The 21162-nt window shown below is 66.7% G+C and carries 20 protein-coding genes; 11 read left to right on the top strand and 9 right to left on the bottom strand.

The window, feature by feature from the left end:
- The first annotated feature begins 118 nt into the window (after positions 1 to 118).
- The 4 genes from purH (at position 119) to LDH74_RS20330 (ending at position 3537) form a co-directional block, all read left to right on the top strand.
- The gene (purH, locus tag LDH74_RS20345; protein WP_226040471.1) at positions 119 to 1756 is read left to right on the top strand and encodes a bifunctional phosphoribosylaminoimidazolecarboxamide formyltransferase/IMP cyclohydrolase; all 1638 of its coding nucleotides are present in this window, start codon (positions 119 to 121) and stop codon (positions 1754 to 1756) included.
- A 213-nt stretch (positions 1757 to 1969) separates the two neighbouring features.
- Positions 1970 to 2164: a hypothetical protein gene (locus tag LDH74_RS20340; protein ID WP_226040470.1), complete on the top strand. Its 195-nt coding sequence runs from the start codon at positions 1970 to 1972 to the stop codon at positions 2162 to 2164.
- Between the two features lie 12 nt (positions 2165 to 2176).
- Positions 2177 to 2731 (top strand): metal-dependent hydrolase, encoded by a 555-nt coding sequence (locus tag LDH74_RS20335; RefSeq protein WP_226040469.1) that lies wholly within the window; start codon positions 2177 to 2179, stop codon positions 2729 to 2731.
- A gap of 143 nt (positions 2732 to 2874) precedes the next feature.
- A complete protein-coding gene (locus tag LDH74_RS20330) occupies positions 2875 to 3537 on the top strand; it encodes a DUF3267 domain-containing protein (protein ID WP_226040468.1) in 663 nt (220 codons plus the stop codon).
- A 198-nt stretch (positions 3538 to 3735) separates the two neighbouring features.
- Here LDH74_RS20330 and LDH74_RS20325 read toward each other — a convergent pair whose 3' ends face one another.
- The 8 genes from LDH74_RS20325 to LDH74_RS20290 form a co-directional block, all read right to left on the bottom strand.
- Positions 3736 to 4461 (bottom strand): diphthine--ammonia ligase, encoded by a 726-nt coding sequence (locus LDH74_RS20325; RefSeq protein WP_226040467.1) that lies wholly within the window; start codon positions 4459 to 4461, stop codon positions 3736 to 3738.
- 47 nt (positions 4462 to 4508) lie between these two features.
- Positions 4509 to 5843 carry a DUF373 family protein gene (locus LDH74_RS20320; RefSeq protein ID WP_226040466.1) on the bottom strand — a complete coding sequence of 445 codons (1335 nt, stop codon included), beginning with the start codon at positions 5841 to 5843 and terminating at the stop codon, positions 4509 to 4511.
- A 184-nt stretch (positions 5844 to 6027) separates the two neighbouring features.
- Entirely contained in the window at positions 6028 to 7023 is a 996-nt protein-coding gene (sppA, locus tag LDH74_RS20315; RefSeq protein WP_226040465.1) for a signal peptide peptidase SppA, read from the bottom strand.
- Positions 7024 to 7113: 90 nt separating this feature from the next.
- Positions 7114 to 8481 (bottom strand): carboxylate--amine ligase, encoded by a 1368-nt coding sequence (locus LDH74_RS20310; RefSeq protein ID WP_226042573.1) that lies wholly within the window; start codon positions 8479 to 8481, stop codon positions 7114 to 7116.
- Positions 8482 to 8571: 90 nt separating this feature from the next.
- Positions 8572 to 9006, bottom strand: a complete 435-nt coding sequence (locus tag LDH74_RS20305; protein WP_226040464.1) for a nuclear transport factor 2 family protein — start codon at positions 9004 to 9006, stop codon at positions 8572 to 8574.
- Between the two features lie 183 nt (positions 9007 to 9189).
- Positions 9190 to 10071, bottom strand: coding sequence for a phosphoserine phosphatase (locus LDH74_RS20300; RefSeq protein WP_226040463.1), 882 nt, complete (start codon positions 10069 to 10071; stop codon positions 9190 to 9192).
- Positions 10072 to 10384: 313 nt separating this feature from the next.
- A complete protein-coding gene (locus tag LDH74_RS20295) occupies positions 10385 to 12307 on the bottom strand; it encodes a glycoside hydrolase family 2 (protein WP_226040462.1) in 1923 nt (640 codons plus the stop codon).
- 53 nt (positions 12308 to 12360) lie between these two features.
- Complete coding sequence (locus LDH74_RS20290; RefSeq protein ID WP_226040461.1) at positions 12361 to 13443, bottom strand: tubulin/FtsZ family protein; 1083 nt, start codon at positions 13441 to 13443, stop codon at positions 12361 to 12363.
- A gap of 223 nt (positions 13444 to 13666) precedes the next feature.
- Here LDH74_RS20290 and LDH74_RS20285 point away from each other — a divergent pair, with 223 nt between their 5' ends.
- The 4 genes from LDH74_RS20285 to LDH74_RS20270 all read left to right on the top strand — a co-directional run bounded on the left by LDH74_RS20285 (position 13667) and on the right by LDH74_RS20270 (position 17800).
- Entirely contained in the window at positions 13667 to 14092 is a 426-nt protein-coding gene (locus tag LDH74_RS20285; protein ID WP_226040460.1) for a DUF5791 family protein, read from the top strand.
- Positions 14093 to 14193: 101 nt separating this feature from the next.
- Positions 14194 to 15441, top strand: coding sequence for a sulfite oxidase (locus tag LDH74_RS20280; RefSeq protein ID WP_226040459.1), 1248 nt, complete (start codon positions 14194 to 14196; stop codon positions 15439 to 15441).
- A gap of 120 nt (positions 15442 to 15561) precedes the next feature.
- A complete protein-coding gene (locus LDH74_RS20275) occupies positions 15562 to 16461 on the top strand; it encodes an SDR family oxidoreductase (protein WP_226040458.1) in 900 nt (299 codons plus the stop codon).
- Between the two features lie 148 nt (positions 16462 to 16609).
- Positions 16610 to 17800: a DHH family phosphoesterase gene (locus LDH74_RS20270; protein WP_226040457.1), complete on the top strand. Its 1191-nt coding sequence runs from the start codon at positions 16610 to 16612 to the stop codon at positions 17798 to 17800.
- A gap of 336 nt (positions 17801 to 18136) precedes the next feature.
- Here LDH74_RS20270 and LDH74_RS20265 read toward each other — a convergent pair whose 3' ends face one another.
- Positions 18137 to 18307: an HVO_0758 family zinc finger protein gene (locus LDH74_RS20265; RefSeq protein ID WP_176548119.1), complete on the bottom strand. Its 171-nt coding sequence runs from the start codon at positions 18305 to 18307 to the stop codon at positions 18137 to 18139.
- A gap of 282 nt (positions 18308 to 18589) precedes the next feature.
- Here LDH74_RS20265 and LDH74_RS20260 point away from each other — a divergent pair, with 282 nt between their 5' ends.
- From LDH74_RS20260 to LDH74_RS20250, 3 genes are read left to right on the top strand one after another with little or no spacing between them, the layout of a single operon-like run.
- Complete coding sequence (locus tag LDH74_RS20260) at positions 18590 to 19735, top strand: glycosyl transferase family 2 (RefSeq protein WP_226040456.1); 1146 nt, start codon at positions 18590 to 18592, stop codon at positions 19733 to 19735.
- A 26-nt stretch (positions 19736 to 19761) separates the two neighbouring features.
- Positions 19762 to 20262, top strand: a complete 501-nt coding sequence (locus LDH74_RS20255; RefSeq protein WP_226040455.1) for a hypothetical protein — start codon at positions 19762 to 19764, stop codon at positions 20260 to 20262.
- Positions 20259 to 20849, top strand: a complete 591-nt coding sequence (locus LDH74_RS20250; protein ID WP_226040454.1) for a CoA pyrophosphatase — start codon at positions 20259 to 20261, stop codon at positions 20847 to 20849. Before LDH74_RS20255 ends, LDH74_RS20250 begins: the two co-directional genes overlap by 4 nt.
- Positions 20850 to 21162 lie beyond the last annotated feature (313 nt).

Raw genomic sequence — 21162 nt, 5'->3', positions numbered from 1 at the left:
ACGAGCGTGCATACCTCTACGATTCACGTCGCGAATATCGGTGGATCGATACACGTTCGTGCATAGTTCATCCGCCGAGACCGCAACCACTTTGCCGCTCGCGGGCGCGGGTTCGACCATGACGCGAATCGCCGGGATGGCCGGCAACCGAGGGCGCAATCTGTTGAACATCGCCGACCGACGGCCGGGCGGAGTCGAGTTCGCCGTCGTCCTGACGAACACCGAGGACGCGCCGGTGCTCGAGGCCGCGGCCGAGCGCGGGATTCCGACCGAGGTCGTTCCGCTGGAGGACGGCATGAGCCGCAGCGAGCACGAGGAGGCGGTGCTCGAGGCGCTGTCGGACTACGAGTTCGACCTCGTCTGTCTGGACGGCTACATGCGGATCCTCTCCGATACCTTCCTCGAATCCGCGCCGACCACGCTGAACGTTCACCCCGCACTGCTGCCGTCGTTCCCCGGGATGGACGCGTGGGGCGACGCGCTCGAGGCCGGCGTCTCGGTGACCGGCTGTACGGTCCACGTCGTCACCGACGCGACGGACGCCGAGGGCGCGGTCCTCGAGAGCGAGGTCGACGCCGGGCCGATCGTCACGCAAGAGCCGATCCCGGTCTACGAGGGCGACGACGAGGAGGACCTGAAAGAGCGGGTTCTCTACGAGGGCGAGTTCCGCGCGTACCCGCGAGCCGTGAAGTGGTTCGCCGAAGGGGCAGTCGATGTGGATCTCAAGGCGGGCACCGTTTCTGTCGACGCGGACGTGGCGAGTACGGATTCGAACGATCACAACGGTCTCCCGGCACGTCGGCTGGTCTCCGACGACCGCGCGGACACGCTCCGCTACGGGGAGAACCCGCACCAGGACGCCGCGGTCTACGCCGACTACACCTGCGACGAGGCCAGCGTCGTCCACGCCGACCAATTGAACGAGGGCGCGAAGTCGCTGTCGTACAACAACTACAACGACGCCGACGGTGCGCTCAACCTCATCAAGGAGTTCGACGAGCCCGCGGCGGCGGTCATCAAACACACCAATCCCGCGGGCTGTGCGACCGCCGACTCGGTGGCCGAGGCCTACGAGAAGGCCCTCTCGACGGACCCGATGAGCGCCTTCGGCGGCATCGTCGCGCTGAATCGCAAGTGCGACGCCGCGACCGCCGAGCAGGTCATCGACTCGTTCAAGGAGGTCGTCGTCGCGCCCGGCTACACCGACGACGCGCTCGAGGTACTCCTCGAGAAGGACAATCTCCGTGTCTTAGACGTCGGCGAGTTAGGTGAGCGGACCGAGCGCTTCACCGAAAAACCCCTCGTCGGCGGCCGGCTGGTCCAGGAACGCGACCTCCAGTCGATCTCGGTCGACGACCTCGAGGTCGTCACCGAGCGCGAGCCGAGCGACGCGGAACTCGAGTCGATGGTGTTCGCGTGGCAGACACTCAAACACGTCAAATCGAACGGGATCCTCTTCACGAAGGGCACCGAGACGGTCGGCGTCGGGATGGGACAGGTCTCTCGAGTCGACGCGGTTCGGCTGGCAGCGATGAAGGCCGATGAACACGCGGAGGGAAAGGACGCTGAGGGAGCCGTTATGGCCTCGGACGCGTTCTTCCCGTTCCCGGACGGTATCGAGGAGGCCGCGGAGGCGGGCATCGAAGCGGTCGTCCAGCCCGGCGGCTCGGTCAACGACGAGGACGTGATCGAGGCGGCGAACGAACACGGCATGGCGATGGCGTTTACAGGCCAGCGGAGTTTTCGGCACGACTGAGCGGTAGCGAAGGAGTGCCGAAAGCTCGAAAGACGAGCGGAGCGAGTCTTTCGTTGTTTCCGACACGATTAGGACCGCGATCGAACGGTACGCGTAGCGACCCGTGAACGCAGTGAGTAAGCCGCTTTTTGGTCGAAGCCGATCGGTTCGGCGGCCTGCTACTGCAGCGGTGTCGGATTTGACTATACGGGTCCTACGCGTGCAAACATATCGATGGTAAACCTGAACTCGCGGTCAGCGAACAAGCTAAGCATCGTATCGACGCTGATCGACAGCCTACTGGCGTTTCGGCGCGGGCGGCCAAAGAGCGGCCTCCTGCTTCTCGGCGCGGCCGCGCTCTCGTCCCGCGTTCCCGGCATCGGGACAGCAGTGTCGCTGGCCCTCCGGATCGCCCGGAGGCTCCGATAGGCGACCACACCGATGGTCGACGTCACCGGCCACCTCGCGATGGCGCTGCTGTTCGCCGCCCCGTCGTGGCTCGTCTGGGGCCGACGTGGCGCGCTGGGGTTTACGGGCTTCGCGTTAGTCACCGCGATGCTCCCGGACACCGATCTCGTCTTGCAGCAGGTGCTCCCGATCACCCACCACGGCGTGACTCACACCGTAGTGTTCGTGCTCCTGATGAGCGTCCTCGTCGGCGCGGCCGTCGCGAAGTGGCTCACCCCCTGGTTCGCTGCTAGCCGCTGGATTCGAAGCACCGAGATCACGTCCGAGACGGTCTTCGTCTTCGCGACAGCGGGGTTAGCACTCGGCGGAATCAGCCACCTGTTCGCGGATATCCTCTCCGCACCCGACATCGCGCCCCCGATCAAGCCCTTCTGGCCGCTGTACTCGGAGCCGGTGATCGTCGACGTCATCTACTACGATTCGCCGATCTGGAACTTCGGGCTGTTCGCCGTGGCAATCGGACTCCACCTGGTGCTCGCCCGGTACGAGAGCGCGCCGCTCGAGACGAGGTATCGGATCAGTAGCTGAACCGAACACAGTGGGAAAGGGACCGCCCGTTCGGCCGATTTCGTCCGTTCACGGCCTGGCCCGCGCCCTCACAGACCGACGCCACGCCGAGTAGAGCGGTGGTCCAGCGGGACTGTCAAGTACCGGAACAGAGAATCGGTCGTATGGTCGAGACGGATTCGACAGTCCGTACCGAACGAGAGACGCCGAGTCCACCGGCACCACCGGAGGGATACGACGAGCCGAAACTGTTCGAATATCCGACACTGATGCTGCTGTTGGTGTCAATTCCGCTGTTTTTGTTCACGGCATACGGATTCGGCTGGTTGCTCTGGCAAATACAGGGACCGGAGGTGTTCGCAACGCTGTTCAGCGTGACTGAAACGGAGGATAGTACAGTAGTCGTCTTGGACATGATCGATGTGGGACTTCCGCTCGTCGTAGCACTGTTCGTGACAGTCGTCGTCCACGAACTAATTCACGGTACTGTTATGCACTACTACGGACAGGACGTGACCTACGGGGTGAATCCGGCCATGGGTGCCTTCTACGCGGCGGCGTTCGGTCAGTTCCAGCGACGCGAGCAACTGTTCCCCATCGGGCTCGCCCCGCTCGTGAGTATCGCGGTCGTTGCGACGCCGTTTTTGGCCGTTCCCGTGTCGAGCATCGCCGTCACGGCCTATATGGTGGTAGTCATAAATACGACCGGCGCGGTCGGGGACCTGTACGTCGTCTGGCGTCTCCGGCGGATGCCGGAGGGAACGCTCCTGTACGATGTCGATCTCCGACACATGTACGTATTCGAACCGCTCGATGTCGGGGCGTGACCGATCGAGTACCATCCGTCACATCTCGGCGCAACATCTGTCTGGTGAGAGCATCGCTCTCGCTGATCGTTGCTCACTTCGTCTGCTCACGGCACGAAGTGCCGTTCGCACGGTATGCGGGACCAGAGGTCCCGTACTATTCGCAAAGAGACCAAAAAGGCCGCTCGCTCACTCCGTTCGCTCGCGGTACAATCGCTGTCACTCGAGTCGCGCGTCCGTAATCCGCAACCGCCCGCGCGTCCCGCCCCACTCGGTCTCGTACTCGAGATCGATCCGCCGATCCATATGTGGCCCGTCCACGACGAACGTCTCGAACTCGCCGCCCTCTCCCAGAATGTGGACGCCGTACTCCTCGTGGAGATCCTCGAGATCCGCAATCGCATCGGCGTCGAGCGTTCGACCCAGCCACGACTCGTCGAGTCCGTGAGCCGCGACCTGAATGATCGTAATTTCGAAGCCCGCCTCGAGCATCGCGTCGGCCAGTTCGCGGGGGTTTTCCTGCCACAGCGGCGCGAAGAGGTCGCAGTCGAGCCGGTCGCACATCCCCCGAATGCGGCTCGTCTGGTACTCGCTCTCGACGGCTCCCGCCGTGACGCCGGCGATACCGCCCGCGAGGAGGCGATCGAGTTCCTCGAGGGCGGCCTCGAGGGGCTCGAGTTCGTCGTCGCCCTGCGCGCTCGAGTCGGTCGCCGCGTCGGCCGCGAAGTCGTCGGGTTCGACGTCGATCAGTTCGATCCCAATGCTTTCCGCCGCCTGCGCGGCCAGCTCCGTTGCGGGGACGTGATACATGTACGAGTCGCCCGCGGGATGGACGGTGACGAGCCGTTCGACGGGGAGCCCCTGCTCGAGGGCCCGATACAGCGCCCACGAGGAGTCCTTACCGCCGGAGAAGAGGCTCACCCACGCGCCGTCTGCGTCGCTCATGGTCGGTGGTGGGCAGGAGCGGGTAAATGAATACCGAGTCCGAACGATCAGGGGTCCCGTCCGCCGGCGTCGGATCCCGTACTCGGGTCGGCTCCGGCATCGGGACTCGCGTTCGAGTCGGCCCCGCCGTCGGTGCGCTCGGGATCGAACCGCTCCAGCGTCGGATCGGCCTCGCGATCGGCGACCGCCTCGGGACCGTCCGGCGACGGCGGATCGCCGTCCGCGGGTTCCGTCTCCGGACCGCCGTCACCCCGTTCGACGTCCTCGCGCGAGCCGCTGACGGACGAGGCGATCCGCGCCCCGACGAGGCTGATCACGATCGCGGTGACGACGAACAGCGCGAGCCGTTCCCCGGCCACCATCACGAACTGCTCGTTCGAGAAGATCCCGAACTCGTTTTCGGGGACGACGAACGGATCGATTACATCCTGCTCCTCGAGGAAGTACGCGGAGAAGCCCCGAACCACCAGCCCGACGGCGACGACGATAAACGGCAGGTTGAGAAAGGACCGGCGGATCGGATCCTCGCCGATCGCCTCGTCGAGCAGCCGACCGGCGCTGGCGGTCAGCGCGGCCATCGCCAGCCAGGGGATGCTGTCGAACGCGAAGCGCGTCGCCGGGATGACTACTCCCGGCGTGTCTCCGAGATTTGAGACGCCGAGCGCGCCGACGAACAGACCGACGAACGTCAGTCCGGCCGCGACCACGTAGGTGACGACCGACACCTGGCCGGAGTACAGCGACTCCCGCGTCTGGTGGGCGAATCTCGCCAGGATCTCGTCGACGTTGAACCCCTTGTAGAGCAAGAAGAGTCCGATGACGGTGGTGATCGCGGCCGCTCCCTCCGCGGGGCCGACGGTGGTCGCGAGCAGCGGAAAGACGAGCAGCGTTAGCCCGATCGGAACGAGGACGGTCTGTCGCAGTTCCTCGTCCGCGAGGAACTGCTTGAGCAGGTAGTAGGTCGACTCGATGTCGCGGGCCTGCCGGACGACGACGCGATCGACGGAGTCGACCCGAACGCGGCTCTCGACGATCGGAATCAGCCGTTCGTCGTCCGCGCTGTCGGTCACCACGACCGCCGAGTCCGGGTCGTAGTCGGCGATGAGGTCGTCAAGCTGCTCTGCGACCGCCCGATCGGCCGACACCATCGACTCGCGGTCGCCCGAGACGACCGCGACGACGACCTCCTCGTTCTCGTCGCGCAGGTCCTGGGCGACCCGCAGCGACTCGAGCAGGGTATTCACTCCCGAGTCCTCCGGATCCGCGAGGCCGACGTCGGTCACGAGCGCGCGGACTGCTTCCCAGCCGACGACGGGCGAGCGGAGGCCAGTCTTCCGGCCGACGTCGTCGGTCCGGTCGAGGCAGACGACCAGCGTTGTCACGATAGGCGATGCATTCCGTGCAACGATAAAACCACTTACTCGTTCGAGCGCGACTGCGCTGCCGCCACGCGGGGCGACCCCGGATGCTGGTAGTTGCAGTACCGGTTCTGGGGCAAACTGCCGCCGCAGCTCCACAGCGGTAACCGCCGGTCGCCGTGCTCCGCAGTGAAGACCGATTGCCGCCTCAGCTCCGCAGCCGGAACCCGCGCCCGTCGCCGAGGCCGGCGATCCCGGCACCGAAGGCGTACGCGACCCGCTGCGCTCCCGCGCCGACGCGGGCCATTAGCGGCCGCTCGGGTTCGAACTCCTCGACGGTCACCTCGTCCGTGTCGAGGCGATCGGCCAGTTCGGTCTCGAGTTCCCGCCGCGTGCCGAGGTGATCGACCAGGTCGAGCTCGTGCGCCTGCTCGCCGAGGTAGATCCGCGCTTCGGTGTCGCGGACGAACTCGGGCTCGAGGTCCCGCCCGTCGCTGACCCGCTCGACGAAGGTGTCGTAGTAGTCGTCGATTATCCCCTGCAGGTACTCGCGTTCCTCGTCCTCGAGGTCCTTCAGCGGGGTGCCGGCGTCCTTGTAGTCGCCGGCGGCGAATCGCTCGTAGGAGAGGCCGACCTTCTCGGCGAGGTCGCTGGCGTTGACCCGCGAGCCGATGACGCCGATCGAGCCGACGATGGAGCCCTCTCGCGCCCAGAGCTCGTCGCAGCCGCTGGCGATCCAGTAGCCGCCGCTGGCACAGACGTCCGTCGCGTAGGCGACCGCGGGTCCGTCGAACCGCTCGGCCGCGAGGCGGATATCGTCGCTCGGCACCACTTCGCCGCCGGGCGTGTTCAGCTTCAGGAGGAGCGCCCGCACGTTGTCGTCGTCGTTCGCGCGATCGATCTGGTCGACGATGTCGTCGGCCGGTGTCGCGCCCGGACTCGTGGGGAGTGGACCGCCACCGCCGTCCCGACTGATCGGACCCTCGACGGCGACCTCGGCGACATCGTAGGCCGGAAACAGCGAGCCGGCGATATTGCTCGCGAACCGCAGCCCGACGAGAACGGCCGCGATCGCGACCAGGACGCCGAGCAGATCCGTCAGCGTCTCCGGATAGACGACGAACAGGGCGACCGCGACGGCGGCGGACGCGAGTCCGCCGAGAGCGACCGTCGCGAGTCGATCGATCCCGCCACTACTGACCACGGACAGCACCTCGAGTCATACCGATAGCTGGGGGCGGTTCCCGTTAAGCGTTGGCGGTTATCGGTGCGGTCGGTCCGGCACCGATCGGCGCTACGGTCGCCTCGAGTCGGACGGCGACCCGCCGTCGGTCTGGGCCGACCGCGTCGAGTCCCCGTCCACGGTCGGACTCGTATCGGCAGTCTCCGTCCCGTCTTCGTCCGCGATTTCGGTCTCGACGTTCGCCTCGGTCTCGGCCGGCGGCTCCGCGTCGGACCGGCTGTCGAGCCACGCCCGCACGAGGTTCACGCCGTCCTGGAAGAACGGCACCGGATCGTCGGCGACCGCGTAATCGAATCGAGGGTGGCGAACGAGCGACGTGGCGACCTCGCGCGCGGCCGTCTGAAGCGACGGGCGCTCGACGAGCGGGTACGCTTCGGTCGCCACGCTGTGGAGGTAGCTGAGTTCGCCCCGCAAGAGGTGCCCGCCCATCCCGACCTCGTAGGTCGGCTCCGACACGATCGACTCGCCGGTCGCCAGCTGCCAGTAGTAGTAGGGAAAGTCCGCGCCCGCGCGAACCGAGAAGGGCAGCGACGACCAGAACCGCGGGTTGATCTCCATCAGCTTGAACTCGCCGTCCGCGGGGTCGCGCAGGAACTCGACCATCGCGAGCCCGTGCCACTCGAGTTCGTCGAGCAGGGCGCGGCCGGCGGTCTCGAGTTCGGGAATGTGGACCGACTCCCGGTACGCGCTGGGGCCGCCGCAGTACTTCCAGCCCCGGCGCTGACAGTGTTGGAACGTCGCGACCGCCTCGCCGTGATCGTAGAGCGCGAAGAAACCGAACTCCCGGGAGTCGGGGATCCGCTCCTGGACGATCGGGACGTGGCCGCGCGTCTCGAGTTCGGCCTGCGGGTCCGGTCGAACGCCCGGTTGCTGGTACTCCGTCGAGCCGATCTCCGCGTCGTCGAACCGCGCGCCGAGATAGTCGGACGAAGCGACGGTATAGCGCGGTTTCACGATCGTCTCCCGGTCCCAGTCGTCCCACTGATCGAGGAGCGCGGTGTCGGGAGCCGCGACGCCGGCCGCGTCGGCGGCCGCGAACAGTTCGACGCGATCCTGTACCTGCCGGAGGGTTTCGAAGTCCGGCCACGGGGTCGCGACCTCGTCGGCGAACGCGTCCTTGCGCTCGGCGAGCACGTACACGTCCTCCTCGCGGACCGGAACGATCGTCTCGACGTCCGGGCGCTCGGCCAGCGAGAGGAGGGCGTCTCCGTACGCGGCGAGATCCGAGTTCGGGTCCGGCAGGCCGACGAACTCGTCACGGTACGCCGAGGCGGCCGCCGGGGTCGACCGCGACTCGGAACCGACGATAGTGCGGACGCCGCGCGGTCGGAGCGATCGGAGACAGGCGACGGTACTCGGGGCGTCGATCCCCGGTACGACCACGCCCGCGTCGTCCGCGTCGTCCCTGTATCGTTGCATGAGCAGTGACTGTGGGTCCCGTTCCATTGTTATAGATCGTATACTTCGTCCCGCAGTGGGACATGCCACGTTAGCCGCCGCCGGGCAGTGTTATGCATCGAATACCCGTTGCTCGAGGGCGGTATCCCTGTAGGCGGTACACGTCCGTATCCGTCCGTCGTTCAGGTCGAACACGTGGGCGAACGCGACGTCGAAATTCCGCCCGTCGATCGTGCCGACGTAGGCACCCGTTACGACCGTCGTTTCGTCCGCCTCGATGACCCGTTCCGGCAGCGCCTGGAGGTGATCGGCTCGCCGGCCCGGCTCCCTGATTACGTTCTCGAGGACGGCCTCGATTCCCGTATAGGTTCGATCGGCGTGACTGCCGGTCGTAGCGTCGGTCCAGCAAACGTCGTCCGCCAGCGTCGCCGCCAACTCGTCCGTTTCGCCGCCGTTCGTCACGGCGTGATTGAACTCGGCGTAGAACTCGGTCACCCGTTCTCGAGCGGTCGGGCTCGCGGCCGACCGGTGCTCGTTCGATGTCATGACTCTGCTAGCTTCTGGCGAAAACGCGCGCGGACAAAAGAACAACACTACCTTCACACGTTCTGAGAACGTCACGAGCGCTGTCACACGGCTACGGACGCCGCTCTATCGGTGCGAAAAACGAGTCAAAACCGCTCGAGAAATCCGAAAATCGGGAGAGAGATCGCGGTAGACGGAATCGACTTAGAGCAGTCCCGTCTTCTGGAGTTTCATCAGGTCCTCGGTGTCGAGGGTCTCGCCTTCCTTGAACTTCTGATAGATTTCCTCGGCCTCCTCCTTGGCCTCCTCTTTCTTCTTGTCGCGCTCGGACTTGCGCTCCTCTTCTTCTTCCTTGTCCAGTTCGCGCAGGCGCTTCTGGACGCGGACGAAGTCCTCGTGGTGCTGGTCGGCGGCCTCCTGGGCCTCGACGAAGGACTCGTGCATCTCGTCGGCCTCGTCGCGGATGTCGTCGGCCTCGCGATAGGCTTCGATCATCTGGTTGTGGTGTTCCTGGGCCTTGTCCGCCAGCTCCGTCACCTTCTGGTGGTGCTGGGAGGCGTCCGATCGCACTTCCTCGGCCTCATCGACGAGCTCCTCGAGGTCCTCGTTCTGATCGAGCTTCTGCTTGCGCTCCTCGTACTCCTCGCGCTTTCCCTCGATCTTCTCGATGAGCTCCTTTTCCTCCTCGCTCGAGAGGACCTCGGTCTGCTGTTTGAACTCGAGTTGCTCGATCTCCTCTTCGAGCTCGTCGAGATCCTTCCCCTCGTTGAGCTCCATGTCCGATTTAAGCTGCTCGACCTTGTCGAACAGCTCGTTGGCTTCGGCGTTGAGCTCGTTGCGGTTTTCCTTGTGTTCCTGGACCTGTTCGTTGAGCTCGTCGCGCTGCTCGCGGTGCTCCTGGGCTTCGTCGACCTTCTCGCGAGTCTTCGCGTTGAGATCGTCGCGTTTGGAAGCGCGCTCGGAAGCCATCTGGTTCAGCTCGTTTCGCCGGTCTCGCAGTTGACCGGCCATCTTGATGAGCTGCCCTTTCGATTTGTTTGCTAGGTCGTCCTCTGTCAGTTCGATGTTTTTCGATTCGTCTACCATGTTACTCAAACCTCTGTGCCATACCCGCACCGGAGAACCGGTTTGACGGCCGTATAAGCCGTTCGCCGACGATTCGGCGAGTGACTCAGTACTGGCCGTCTCCCTGTTCGAAGCGACTGCTCACGATCTGCGAAACCTCGGTGAATAAGATTTCCTGTCATCGATCGTCGAGCGATACGCGCCCCGGTGGCGTTCTGGTACCTGTGAATACTGGCCCTTGTAATTTAAATGTACCGGTCACAACACCCCTGAAAACCGTTAGCAGGGGCCTCGTTCCGCCGTGTTAGATGGTACCATTCAGTGGCTCTCGTATTTATATCCGATACCCGTTTCGAACCGTCTGATTACCGACGGCGATTTCGAGGGCGACCCGGTCCGCCTCCGGCGGAATCCGCGCCGATCCGGCGGGCGCCGTTTCGAGCGGGCCGACGCTGACCCGTTCCGCGTCCGTGCGGTCGCCGGCCCGCCAGCCGACGATCGGCTCGAGTGCCTCGTGCGTGTCGTTACAGAGGGTAATGCCGACCGTCCCGGGAGCCGGTGGTCCGTCGAGGACGGCCTGGACGGGCTCGTAGGACTGCGCGATCGCCTCGGCGGCTCGCTTCGGGTCACCCTCGACGGTGTGGACGCCCATTCCGCCGCCCGGCGCGCCGTCCCGGAGCGTCGATGCCGCGAAGACGCCACAGCCCCGCCGCCGAAGCGCCTCCGCGACAGTCTTCAGCGTTCGTGCCTGCTCTCGCTGTGACCCCTCGACACCGGTCGCGCCGCGCTCGAGCAGCGCCGGCTCGAGACCGGGAACCGCAGTCGGATCGGCGTCGTCGTCCGCTAGCGAGCCGGCTCCGAACCTGCCAACCACCTCGCCGAGTACGGGATAGGTCTCGAGGAGCCAGTCGATATCCGCGGCCTCGAGGTACTGCCAACCGGGGAAGAGGTGGGCCGCGTCTGGATCGGTTCCCGGCGGCCCCGTCACGGGAACGACCGGCAGCTCGTCTGGGAGGGCCGCGGCGATCTCGGTCGCGGGACCGCGATCGACCGCCGTCCGCCACGCCCGATACCGAACGGCGAGTTTCGCGAGGAAGCCGCTTCCCAGCGGCGATTCGTACGGGTCCGTCGGTTGATCCTGCACGCCGACCATCGCGAGGCTCGGATGGTGCCCGTACGTCTCGACGAGCGCGGACGCCAGCTCCGTTCCCCGGTCGACGGGAAGCTCGGCTCCGCTGGCGGGCAGATCCTGCCAGACGAGAACCCCGGCCTCGTCGCAGGCCTCGTAGAACGATCTTCGCGGGACGTGCGCGCGAGCACGAAGCAGCGTCGCGTTCGCGTCGACGGCCCGGCGGACGTCCTCGCGCGGGTCACCGCCGGGGAGTCGCGTGAATCCGCGGGCCCGGACGCGCCGGCCGTTGACCAGCAGGCCGTCGGCGTCGCGTTCGACGTGGCGGAGCCCGACGGTCCGTTCGACGGCGTCGGCGCCCAGTTTCGCCCGCACCGTGTACCGGTGTTGCGGGCCGTACCCGCGGGGCCACCACAGCGACGGCTCCCTGATCGATACCGTTCTGGAGACCGTCGTTCGCTCGCCCGCCTCGGCCTCGATCGGAATCCGCTCCATCGAGGCGCCTCCGCGAAACCCCTCCGGTCGCAGCGACAGCGACACCGCGTCGTCGATCCCCACGTCGGTGTCGACCGCGAATGAGACGTCGATCGCCGCGCCGCCGCCGTCAGTGGTCGCGTTCGCGGCCCCGTTCGCGGCGGTCTCCGCGCTCGCGGACGCTTCCCGGGCCGCGCCCAGTCGCGGCCGCGCCTCGAACTGCCGGAGAAGCGTTCGGGGCCGCGATTCGACCTCGAGGCCCCACCAGATACCGGGCGTTCCGAGCCGGTCGGGAACCGCGTCGGTCGCGTAGATGCCCGCGAACGACTCGGGGCGCTCGCAGACGACGATCAGTTCGTTCGCGGGTCGGGGATCGAACTCGAGGCTGGCCGGCACGAAGTGTGGCTCGTGCGTGGCCAGACGCGTGCCGTTCAGCCAGATTTCCGCGCGGTCGTAGGCCCCGCGGAGTTCGAGCATCGCGCGTTCGGTCTCGTCGTCTCGAGGGTCCGGAAACCGCGTTCGATAGGCGATCGGTCCCGCTCCGGCGAACGACGGGGGTCGTCCGGGGACCGAAACCGGCTCCCACTCCGCGACGGTTGGCGGGCCGTCACCGCCGCGATCCGTGACGATCCCGCCGGTCCACTCCTCGGTCATTGTGACTGTCAGTGAACCCGAAGTAAAAAGCCCTTCCGACGGTTCAGAACCGTCTAGAAGAGGTTCTCGAGCCGATCGTCAGCGAACTGGTCGGCGTGGTCGGTCGATTCCGTCTCCTGGGCTTCCTTCGCCTCCCGGGCCCGTTCCATGAACGCCTCGATCCGATCGGATCGCTCCGCGCCGCCGAGTAAGACCAGCGCGCCGAGGCGATCGCTGTCAAGCGGGAAGTCCCCGCCGCGGACCTGCATACTTCCGGTCTCGTCCTCGAGCCAGCGCCGGGACTTCTCGACGCCCTTCCGGGGGATCGCGTCGGGCTGGCCGGCGATGACCAGCAGCGCCGAGTCGGCCGTCGTCGCGTCCGGCAGGCTCGTCCCCGTCAACAGCGCCTGTCTCGAAACGCTCATCGCGGTGGTAATGTTCTCGCCGCTGTCCTCGCTCGCGATCTCGGTCGCGTAGCCGAGTACCGCGACGCCGCCCGCGCGGAGGGTGTTGATGACCTCGCTCGAGTCGACGACGCTTTCCCCGACGCCCTCGACGGCCTCGCCGGAGGCGAACAGCAGGCCGACCCGCTGGGCGATCTTCTCGTTGATCGTTTCGAAGGCCCCTTCGACGCTCTCGCCCTGTTCGTGCCAGGCGTCGTTGTCGATCAGCAGCGTCGAATCGGCCTCCCGGAGGAGCGTCTTCAGCGAGCGGCCGGCGTTGGCCTGGTAGAGCGCCCCCTCGTTGCGTCCGGGCAGGACGCCGAGCGCGTAGATCGGGACGTCGTAGACCTGCTGGAGGTGGTGGACGAGCACGGGCGCGCCGCCGCTGCCGGTGCCCCCGCCGAGGCCGGCGACCACGAAGATCGCTTCCGCCGTCGAGGTGACGCGGCCGTCGAGCGAGCCGAGGACCTGCTGGATGTCCGACTGCATGACTTCCGTGCCGAGTTCGTTGTCGCCGCCGACGCCGTGGCCGTTAACGCGGTCGGCACCGATCAGCTGCGTGTCGACGATGTCGAGCGACTGGAGGTCTGCGTCCGCGGAATTGATGGCCAGCGCACCCTGAACGGCTCCGAAACCCATGTCCGCGTCGAACCGGGCGAGCCGTTCGGTGATCTTCCCACCGGCCTGACCGACTCCGATCAGGGCAACTTTCATATCACTCTCATACGAGTGAGTCCTGTTGAACGTTCCGATAAGCCTAGATGTGGGTCATATCAACTCGCTCGAGCAGGCGGCCGACTGCCGACCACTGACCACCGATCGCCAACCACCGACCACTGACCACCGACCGCCGATTTCCGAGCAAAGGCGATCGGAGCCACCGCACCGATCAGCGGAGGTCACAACACCTTTTTGCCGTATTCCCGTCGTGTCCGGTATGTTCTACGAACAGCGGATGACCGTCCCCGACTCGCCCGCCGAGCTCCGGGTCGAGTACGAGGACGACCTCGCAGCGATCGTCGACGACCGCGGCCCCGCGGCCGTCGCGAGCGAAACCAGCCTCGAGGCAGAGACGCTCGAGGCACTTTCGGCCGGCGACTCGCCAGAACTGACCCTCGAGGAGGCGGCCGAGATTCAGTCGCTCGCCGAGGGAACGCCGGATCCGGAGACGATCGTCACGATGGCGCTCGAGCATCTCCTGCTGGGGATGTCGACGGCGGTGCTCGACGTTGACGCGGTGGAGAGTCACCTCGAGATCGAGCTGGACGCCAAGGAGGTCCACCAGAAGATCGAGGGGCGAGCGCCGATGTCGTTCGACGAGTTCGTCCACGTCCAGCACGTGATCGTGGACAGTGCGCCGTAGGCGCGCTCGCCGCGGTTCCGTTCGGTACCGGTAGCACCGCAGATTTTGCGCGAATCGGTACCACCACACAGGTTTATCGCAGTCGGCGGTGTGTACCCGCCATGTCGAACGCCGAGCGCAGCGAAAACCGACGACGGGAGGTCGACGCGATCCTGGAGCGCAAACCCGGCACCGAGGCCGTCACCGATCTCGAGGACCGGTATCGAGTCGTCGGCGCGGCCGATCGAGCGACGTACGCGAACTGGCTCACGCCGATCGAGGACCACTACGTCTGCCACCGCAACGAGACGCTGGATCCGGCGGCCGACGAGTGGACGGTCGCGCTCGAGGGGGCCCTCGAGCGTGAGACCGAACTGGGGATGGCCGAGCTTCGCGAGGAGTACCCCACGGTCGCGGTCGCGCACACGATGGAGTGTGCGGGCAACGGCCGCGGCTACTTCGACCCCGAGACGGGGAGCGTCCAGTGGGAGTACGGAGCCGTCAGCACCGCGATCTGGACGGGCGCACCGCTGAGCGCGATTCTTGCGGACCACGGCGCGACGACCGACGAGGGACTGTGGATCACCGCGGTCGGCGGCGATCACCCCGAAGTCGACGGCGAGAACGACCGGTTCGCCCGCTCGATCCCGCTGGAAAAGGCGCTCGAGGACTGCATCCTCGCCTACGAGATGAACGGCGAGGCGCTGCCGCCCGAACACGGCCACCCCGTTCGCTTGCTCGTTCCCGGCTGGTACGGCGTCAACAGCGTCAAGTGGCTGACCGAACTTCACATCACGGAGACGATGGTCCACGGCGAGGAGTGGGCCGACCGCGACGGTGACGATTTCACCCGGTGGCAGCAGTCGTCCTACCGGATCCATCCCGAGGGCGTCCGCCCTGAATCCAACGCGACGATCTCGACGTTCGACACCTGGGACCAACTCGAGTCCGACGAGATCGACCACCCCTACACCTTCGACGAGAACGTCAAGTCCACGATCGGTCGTCCCGCGGACGGCGCGACCGTCAACCCGCGCGAGGACGGGATCGTCGAAATCGTCGGCGTCGCCTGGGCCGGCGACGACGAGGTGACGACGATCGAAATATCGACCGACGGCGGCGACAGCTGGCGGGAGGGGGAGTTCTTCGGCCCGAACTACGACTGCGCGTGGCGGCTGTTTCGCGACGCGTGGGAGCCGTCGCCCGGCACGTATACGCTCGTCTCTCGAGCCACGGACGAACGCGGCCGCCGCCAGCCCGCGCGGATCGCCGGACCGGACGAGGACACCGACGACGAGTATCCGTGGAACGAGGGCGGCTACGCCGAGAATGCGTCGCTTCCCCACGCGGTCGAAGTCACTATCGAGTGAGTGGTCAACCCGCCGCTCACCTCGAGTGTCCAGTTGAAAAGGCGCGGAAATTGCGGTGAAACCGACCGGAACCCCGCGCTCGAGCGGTGAAATTATGTGCAGTCGGCCACGAGTCCGGCTATGAAGGTCGCAATTCTGGGTTGCGGACACGTCGGCATCGAGCTGGGCCGACAGCTCGCGGCTCGAGACAACGAGCCGATCGGCGTTCGCCGGTCGGACGAGGGCCTCGAACGGATCGAAGCGGCCGGCTTCGAGGGGGTACGGGCGGACGTTACCGACCGCGGGTCGCTCGCAGCGGTACCGGACGTCGACGCGATCGTCTTCGCCGCCAGTAGCGGCGGCCGGGGTGCCGAGGCCGCCCGCGAGGTGTACGTCGACGGATTGCGGACCGCGATCGAGGAGTTCGGCGAACGCGAGAACGCGCCCGAGCGGCTGGTCTACACCTCGTCGACGGGTGTCCACGGCGACCACGACGGCGACTGGGTCGACGAGGAGACGCCGCTCGAGCCCACCACCGACAAGACCGAGGTGCTCGCCGAGGCCGAGCGGATCGCGCTCGAGTTACCCCCGGAGCACGGCTTCGAGGGAACAGTGGCTCGCTTCGCCGGGCTCTACGGCCCCGGCCGGTACCGACTCGAGCGCTACCTCGAGGGGCCCGTCACCGAGGGCTACCTGAACATGGTCCACCGGGACGACGCCGCGGGGGCGGTCCGCTACCTGCTCGAGGAGGACCTCGCGCGTGGCGAGGTCGTGCAGGTAGTCGACGACGAGCCGGCGTCGAAGTGGGCGTTCGCTGACTGGCTGGCCGGCGAGTGCGGCGTCGAAAACCCGCCGAAGCGGACGAAGGCCGAACGGCTCGCGGACGACGACGTCTCCGCGGCGGGCCGCCGGCGAATCCTGACGAGCAAGCGCTGCTCGAACGAGAAACTGCGCGATCTCGGCTACGAGTTCGCCTATCCGACCTTTCGAGAGGGATATCGCGACGCGATCGAACGCTATCGGGCTGACGACGCCGACTGATAGTCCGTATAACTCGAGGCCGGCCGTACCGAGGTCGAGGCCACTAACCTCGCTCGGGATCGACTGAGACGGGACCACCGGTTATACTCCACCCCGAATCGGGAGAAATCGGGGGAAATTTCATGGTGGTTCGATCTGAGTTTCTGATATGAGCTTACGGAGCGCCCCGACAGCCGCGACGTTCGTCGGGGCGAACCCGCTGGTGACCGAGTCGATCGGCGACTCGATCCGGTCCCTCGATCCGCTCGTTCTCTCGCTACTGGTTCTGGCCGTCGTCGCGCTCGTCTTGGGTGGCTGGTGGGTGATTCGATGGTTTCGGCGACCGCCGGGCGTTCGGCTCCAGCGCGTGTTAGCATCGCACGATGACGTGACGGTACTGATGCATCCGAACCCCGATCCCGACGCCATGTCCTGTGCGATGGGCGTCGCGAGGATCGCCGAGTCGGTCGACACCGACGCGACCCTCCAGTTCTCCGGCGAGATCCGCCACCAGGAAAACCGCGCGTTTCGGACCGTCCTCGATCTGGACATCGAATCAATCGACGCGAGTTCGCAACTCGAGTCGAACGCGGTGGTTCTGGTCGATCACAACACGCCGCGGGGATTCACCGGGGCCCAGACCGTCGAACCGGTCGCGGTCGTCGACCACCATCCCGGCAACGGGGCCGGCACGAAGTTCACCGACGTGCGGACGGAATACGGTGCGGCGTCGACGATCCTCGTCGAGTACCTGCACGACATCGGCGCGACGATGGCCGACGAAGAGGACTCGAGCGGGGTCGAAATCTCGCCGCAACTGGCGACGGGGCTGCTGTACGGTATCCAGTCCGATACGAACCACCTGACGAACGGCTGTTCGCGGGCGGAGTTCGACGCCTGCGCCGCCCTGTTTTCCGGGATCGACGAGGACCTGCTCGACCGGATCGCGAACCCGCAGGTCAGCGACGACGTGTTGCAGGTCAAGGCGACGGCGATCACTCAGAAGCGCGTCGAGGGCCCCTTCGCCGTCTGCGACGTCGGCGAGGTCGGCAACGTCGACGCGATTCCCCAGGCCGCGGACGAACTCATGCACCTCGAGGGAGTCACGGCGGTCGTCGTCTACGGCGAAAACGACGGAACGCTTCACCTCTCCGGCCGATCGCGCGACGATCGGGTCCATATGGGCGAGACGCTGCGCCACGCCATCAGCGACATTCCGATGGCCAGCGCGGGCGGCCACGCGCGGATGGGCGGCGGACAGCTCTCGGTCGACCACATGAACGGAATCGGGCCCTCCGACGGGATCAGTCGCGACGAGTTCGAGGAGCGGCTCTTTTCTTCGATGGCGGGCGAACGGTAGCGTCAGCGGATCGGTCGTACCCGGTTACCGGAACAACCGCACGTACGGTCGCGGTCGTCCCGGAACTGACTTCCAACCGGCCCTATCAGTCAGCGCGTTCGCACACCGAACGCATCGCTCCCGGATCGGCGGTCGAACCGATCGCGACGCTCGTCGTTTCTCACAGTCGGGACTGTGTCGCTCGGGGACAGAACGGGACGCCCGGAACGTCGATCCGGCCGGTCGGCCGACCGGCCGATCAAACAGGTCTCGAGTCGCGACGACACTGATGCCGTCGGCAGCCACTCGCTCGGAAAGGAGCGCCTCGATCCGACCGCACGGGTCGGCCGCCGGTCCCTATCGGATCTCTTTCCACTCCGCCTCGCAGTCGGGGCAAATCCGGACCGTCTTGATCTCGTCCGGGTCGTTTTCGGTCTTCAGCGGCTTCTCGCACTCGGCACAGACGAGCCGATCGTAGGTGTCCTTCTCGAGTTCGTCTTCGCGAAGCGCCTTCCGGACTGATTTCATGTTCTCCCTGTAAGCAGGAGGGGAAGAAAAAGACCGGTGCTCTTTCGGACCCCGAGTCGGCCGTCGTGCCCGATGCGGACGACAGTCGGCGAGAGCGTTTCAGCCGCCCTCGAGACCGCTCCCGGCCCCGTCCGTAATCACGTCTCTGCCACCGACCGTTCCCGAGTACCGATTCGGCGGCACCCATTCGTCTGATGATCGGACTGACACGCCTGCTGACAGCCGACAGTATATCTGGCCGCATTCGTGGCCGTTTTACCGGTCCGCTCGAACACCACACCGATGGAGTACGTCCAGGAGCGGATCGCGACGCTCCACGAGTTCGGCGAGGGCGACGGGATGAGTGAGGCCCTCGCCCGCGACGCCGCGGCCGCGGTCGGCGAAACGGCCATCGTCGTCCCGATGACCGCCCGCGAGTACGAGAGCCCCGCCGCCGAACGCGTCCTCGGTGAACTCGAGCGCCTCGAGCCGTCGCCTGCGGCGGTCTTCGTTCCCGTCCGCGCCGCCGCCGGCGAGATCGGGGCGTTCCGCGAGTGGCTCGACGGCTTCGCGCTGCCGATCCGCGTCCTCTGGTGTAACGCACCCGGCGTCGATGCGCTGCTCGCCGAGGCGGGGCTGGCGGGCGACTTCGGAAAGGGCCGAGACGTCTGGCTCGCGCTCGGGCCCGCCGCCGACGGCGGCGACGCCGTCGTCGTCCACGACGCCGACGCCCGAAGCTACGAGGGCGAGCACGTTCGCCGGCTGCTCGCGCCGCTGACGATGGAGTACGATTTTTCGAAGGGATACTACGCTCGCGTCGAACGCGGCCGGCTCTACGGTCGACTCTTTCGCCTGTTCTACGAACCGCTCGTTCGAGCGCTCGCGGACACCCACGACGCGCCCATCGTCGACTACCTCGGCGCGTTCCGGTACGCGCTGGCCGGCGAGTTCGCCGTGACCGACGAGCTCGCCCGACGGCTCCGCGCACCGCGCGCGTGGGGCCTCGAGGTCGGCACGCTCGGCGACGCCTACGAAACCGCCGGCTTCGGCGGAACCGCCCAGGTCGACCTCGGCCGCCACGAGCACGACCACCGCGCGGTCGCCGGCGACGCCGGTCTCGAGGGAATGAGCCGCGAGGTCGCCGCCGCGCTCTTGCGCGTGCTCGAGGAACACGGGGTCGACCTCGACTACGAGACGCTACCGGAGCGCTATCGCGCCGTCGGCGACGACCTGATCGACGGCTATCGCGCCGACGCGGCGTTCAACGACCTCGAGTACGACCCGGCGGACGAACGGGACCAGCTGGCGCGCTACGCCGGATCGATCGCGCCGCCGGGATCGGACGCGCGCCTGCCGCGGTGGACCGAGGCCCCGTTCACGCCGGCGGACGTGCTCGCAGCGGCCCGGCCGTGGCAGAACCGACGCATCGGCTCGCGCTCGCAAGACTAATCCTCTCACCGGCCGTTGGATCGCGTATGGATGCGACCGCCGACGAACTGGCCGGCGTGGTCGATCTCTTTGGCGGGCTGACCCGCGAGGAACTGGAGCGGGCGCTCGCCGAAGCGGCCTACCGCGCCGACGGGCAGTCCGTCGACGACGGGGCCCTCGAGACGGCGATCGACGAGGCGCTCGAGTCGTTCGCGCTCGTTCGGTACGATCCCGCCGGTCGGGACGAAACGTCGACGACCGCGGACGACGAGGCGCTACTGGTTCCCGGTCCGACGGCGTTTCCGACGGTGCCGGAGCACGCGGAAGACCTCCCACACATTCTCGACGTCGGGCGGCGGCGGCCCGCTCGCGAGCCGCTGGGCGAGGCGGCCCGCGAGCGGTTCGTCGCGGCCGCCGACGAGGCCGTCACCGAGGGGGACGCGGCGCGACTCCGAACCCTGCTCGACGTCAGCTACGACATCGAGGCGTGGGCCCCCGTCGATCTCGCGGACGAACGGACGCGACTGGAGGACGTCCTCGAGGAATGACGACGAGACTGACCCTCGAGCCGATCGCGGCGTACGAGCCCACCGAGATTACCGATCAAGAGTACGACGCGGCCGTCCTCGCGCCGATCGTCGACCGCGACGGCGAGGACCACCTGCTCTTCACCCGCCGGGCCGACCACCTCGGCGAACACCCCGGACAGATGAGCTTTCCCGGCGGCGGGGCCGAGTCGGTCGACGAGACGATCCTCGAGACGGCCCTCAGAGAGGCCAACGAGGAGATCGGCCTCGAGCGCAACGAAGCCGAGGTGGTCGGACAGCTCGACGACATCCGGACGGTCACCGAGTACGCCGTGACGCCCTTCGTCGCGCACGTGCCCGATCGGGAGTACGTTCGTGAGGAGAGCGAGGTCGCCGAAATCGTCGTCCTTCCCCTCTCGGGGCTCCTCGATCCGGACAATTACGAGTACGAGCGCCGGAGCCACCCCTACTACGGCGAGATCGTGATTCACTACTTCCGCGTGAACGGCTACACCGTCTGGGGTGCGACGGGTCGGATTCTGGTACAGTTGCTCGAGTTGGCGACGGCGTTCGAAGCGCCCGAGAAGGTCGATCGGTCGGAGTTCTAACGGGCCCATGCCGTCCGGTTTCGTTCGGCAAACGGTTTCTCGAGGGTTCGTTCAGAGCACACGGGGATACTTCTGCACAGTGCCGACGATCTACGTCTCGCTACGGACCGATTAACCGACGTGCCGTGGCGCGCGCCTGGCCGCGGTGAGTCGCCGACGAACCGCGGGTAAACTCGTGCGAGGGATGAGCGAACGCCGAAGGCGTGAGTGTTAGCGCGGAACCGGAGGTTCCGCGAACCATACGAATAGTGCGAGGCCGTGGGCCTCGCATACCATGTGAACGGGCAGAAAGCCCGTGAACAGACGGCGGTTC

The organism is Natrinema sp. DC36 (genome assembly GCF_020405225.1).
Lineage (GTDB): Archaea > Halobacteriota > Halobacteria > Halobacteriales > Natrialbaceae > Natrinema.
The sequence above is the reverse complement of the archived record's forward strand: the minus strand, read 5'-3'. Positions and strand labels throughout refer to the sequence as shown.

Excerpts from the sequence above, each read along its gene's own strand:
- purH (WP_226040471.1), top strand. The coding sequence starts at position 119 with ATGACGCGAATCGCCGGGATGGCCGGCAACCGAGGGCGCAATCTGTTG.
- LDH74_RS20340 (WP_226040470.1), top strand. The coding sequence starts at position 1,970 with ATGGTAAACCTGAACTCGCGGTCAGCGAACAAGCTAAGCATCGTATCG.
- LDH74_RS20335 (WP_226040469.1), top strand. The coding sequence starts at position 2,177 with ATGGTCGACGTCACCGGCCACCTCGCGATGGCGCTGCTGTTCGCCGCC.
- LDH74_RS20330 (WP_226040468.1), top strand. The coding sequence starts at position 2,875 with ATGGTCGAGACGGATTCGACAGTCCGTACCGAACGAGAGACGCCGAGT.
- LDH74_RS20325 (WP_226040467.1), bottom strand. The coding sequence starts at position 4,461 with ATGAGCGACGCAGACGGCGCGTGGGTGAGCCTCTTCTCCGGCGGTAAG.
- LDH74_RS20310 (WP_226042573.1), bottom strand. The coding sequence starts at position 8,481 with ATGCAACGATACAGGGACGACGCGGACGACGCGGGCGTGGTCGTACCG.
- LDH74_RS20305 (WP_226040464.1), bottom strand. The coding sequence starts at position 9,006 with ATGACATCGAACGAGCACCGGTCGGCCGCGAGCCCGACCGCTCGAGAA.
- LDH74_RS20300 (WP_226040463.1), bottom strand. The coding sequence starts at position 10,071 with ATGGTAGACGAATCGAAAAACATCGAACTGACAGAGGACGACCTAGCA.
- LDH74_RS20295 (WP_226040462.1), bottom strand. The coding sequence starts at position 12,307 with ATGACCGAGGAGTGGACCGGCGGGATCGTCACGGATCGCGGCGGTGAC.
- LDH74_RS20290 (WP_226040461.1), bottom strand. The coding sequence starts at position 13,443 with ATGAAAGTTGCCCTGATCGGAGTCGGTCAGGCCGGTGGGAAGATCACC.
- LDH74_RS20285 (WP_226040460.1), top strand. The coding sequence starts at position 13,667 with ATGTTCTACGAACAGCGGATGACCGTCCCCGACTCGCCCGCCGAGCTC.
- LDH74_RS20280 (WP_226040459.1), top strand. The coding sequence starts at position 14,194 with ATGTCGAACGCCGAGCGCAGCGAAAACCGACGACGGGAGGTCGACGCG.
- LDH74_RS20275 (WP_226040458.1), top strand. The coding sequence starts at position 15,562 with ATGAAGGTCGCAATTCTGGGTTGCGGACACGTCGGCATCGAGCTGGGC.
- LDH74_RS20270 (WP_226040457.1), top strand. The coding sequence starts at position 16,610 with ATGAGCTTACGGAGCGCCCCGACAGCCGCGACGTTCGTCGGGGCGAAC.
- LDH74_RS20265 (WP_176548119.1), bottom strand. The coding sequence starts at position 18,307 with ATGAAATCAGTCCGGAAGGCGCTTCGCGAAGACGAACTCGAGAAGGAC.
- LDH74_RS20260 (WP_226040456.1), top strand. The coding sequence starts at position 18,590 with ATGGAGTACGTCCAGGAGCGGATCGCGACGCTCCACGAGTTCGGCGAG.
- LDH74_RS20255 (WP_226040455.1), top strand. The coding sequence starts at position 19,762 with ATGGATGCGACCGCCGACGAACTGGCCGGCGTGGTCGATCTCTTTGGC.
- LDH74_RS20250 (WP_226040454.1), top strand. The coding sequence starts at position 20,259 with ATGACGACGAGACTGACCCTCGAGCCGATCGCGGCGTACGAGCCCACC.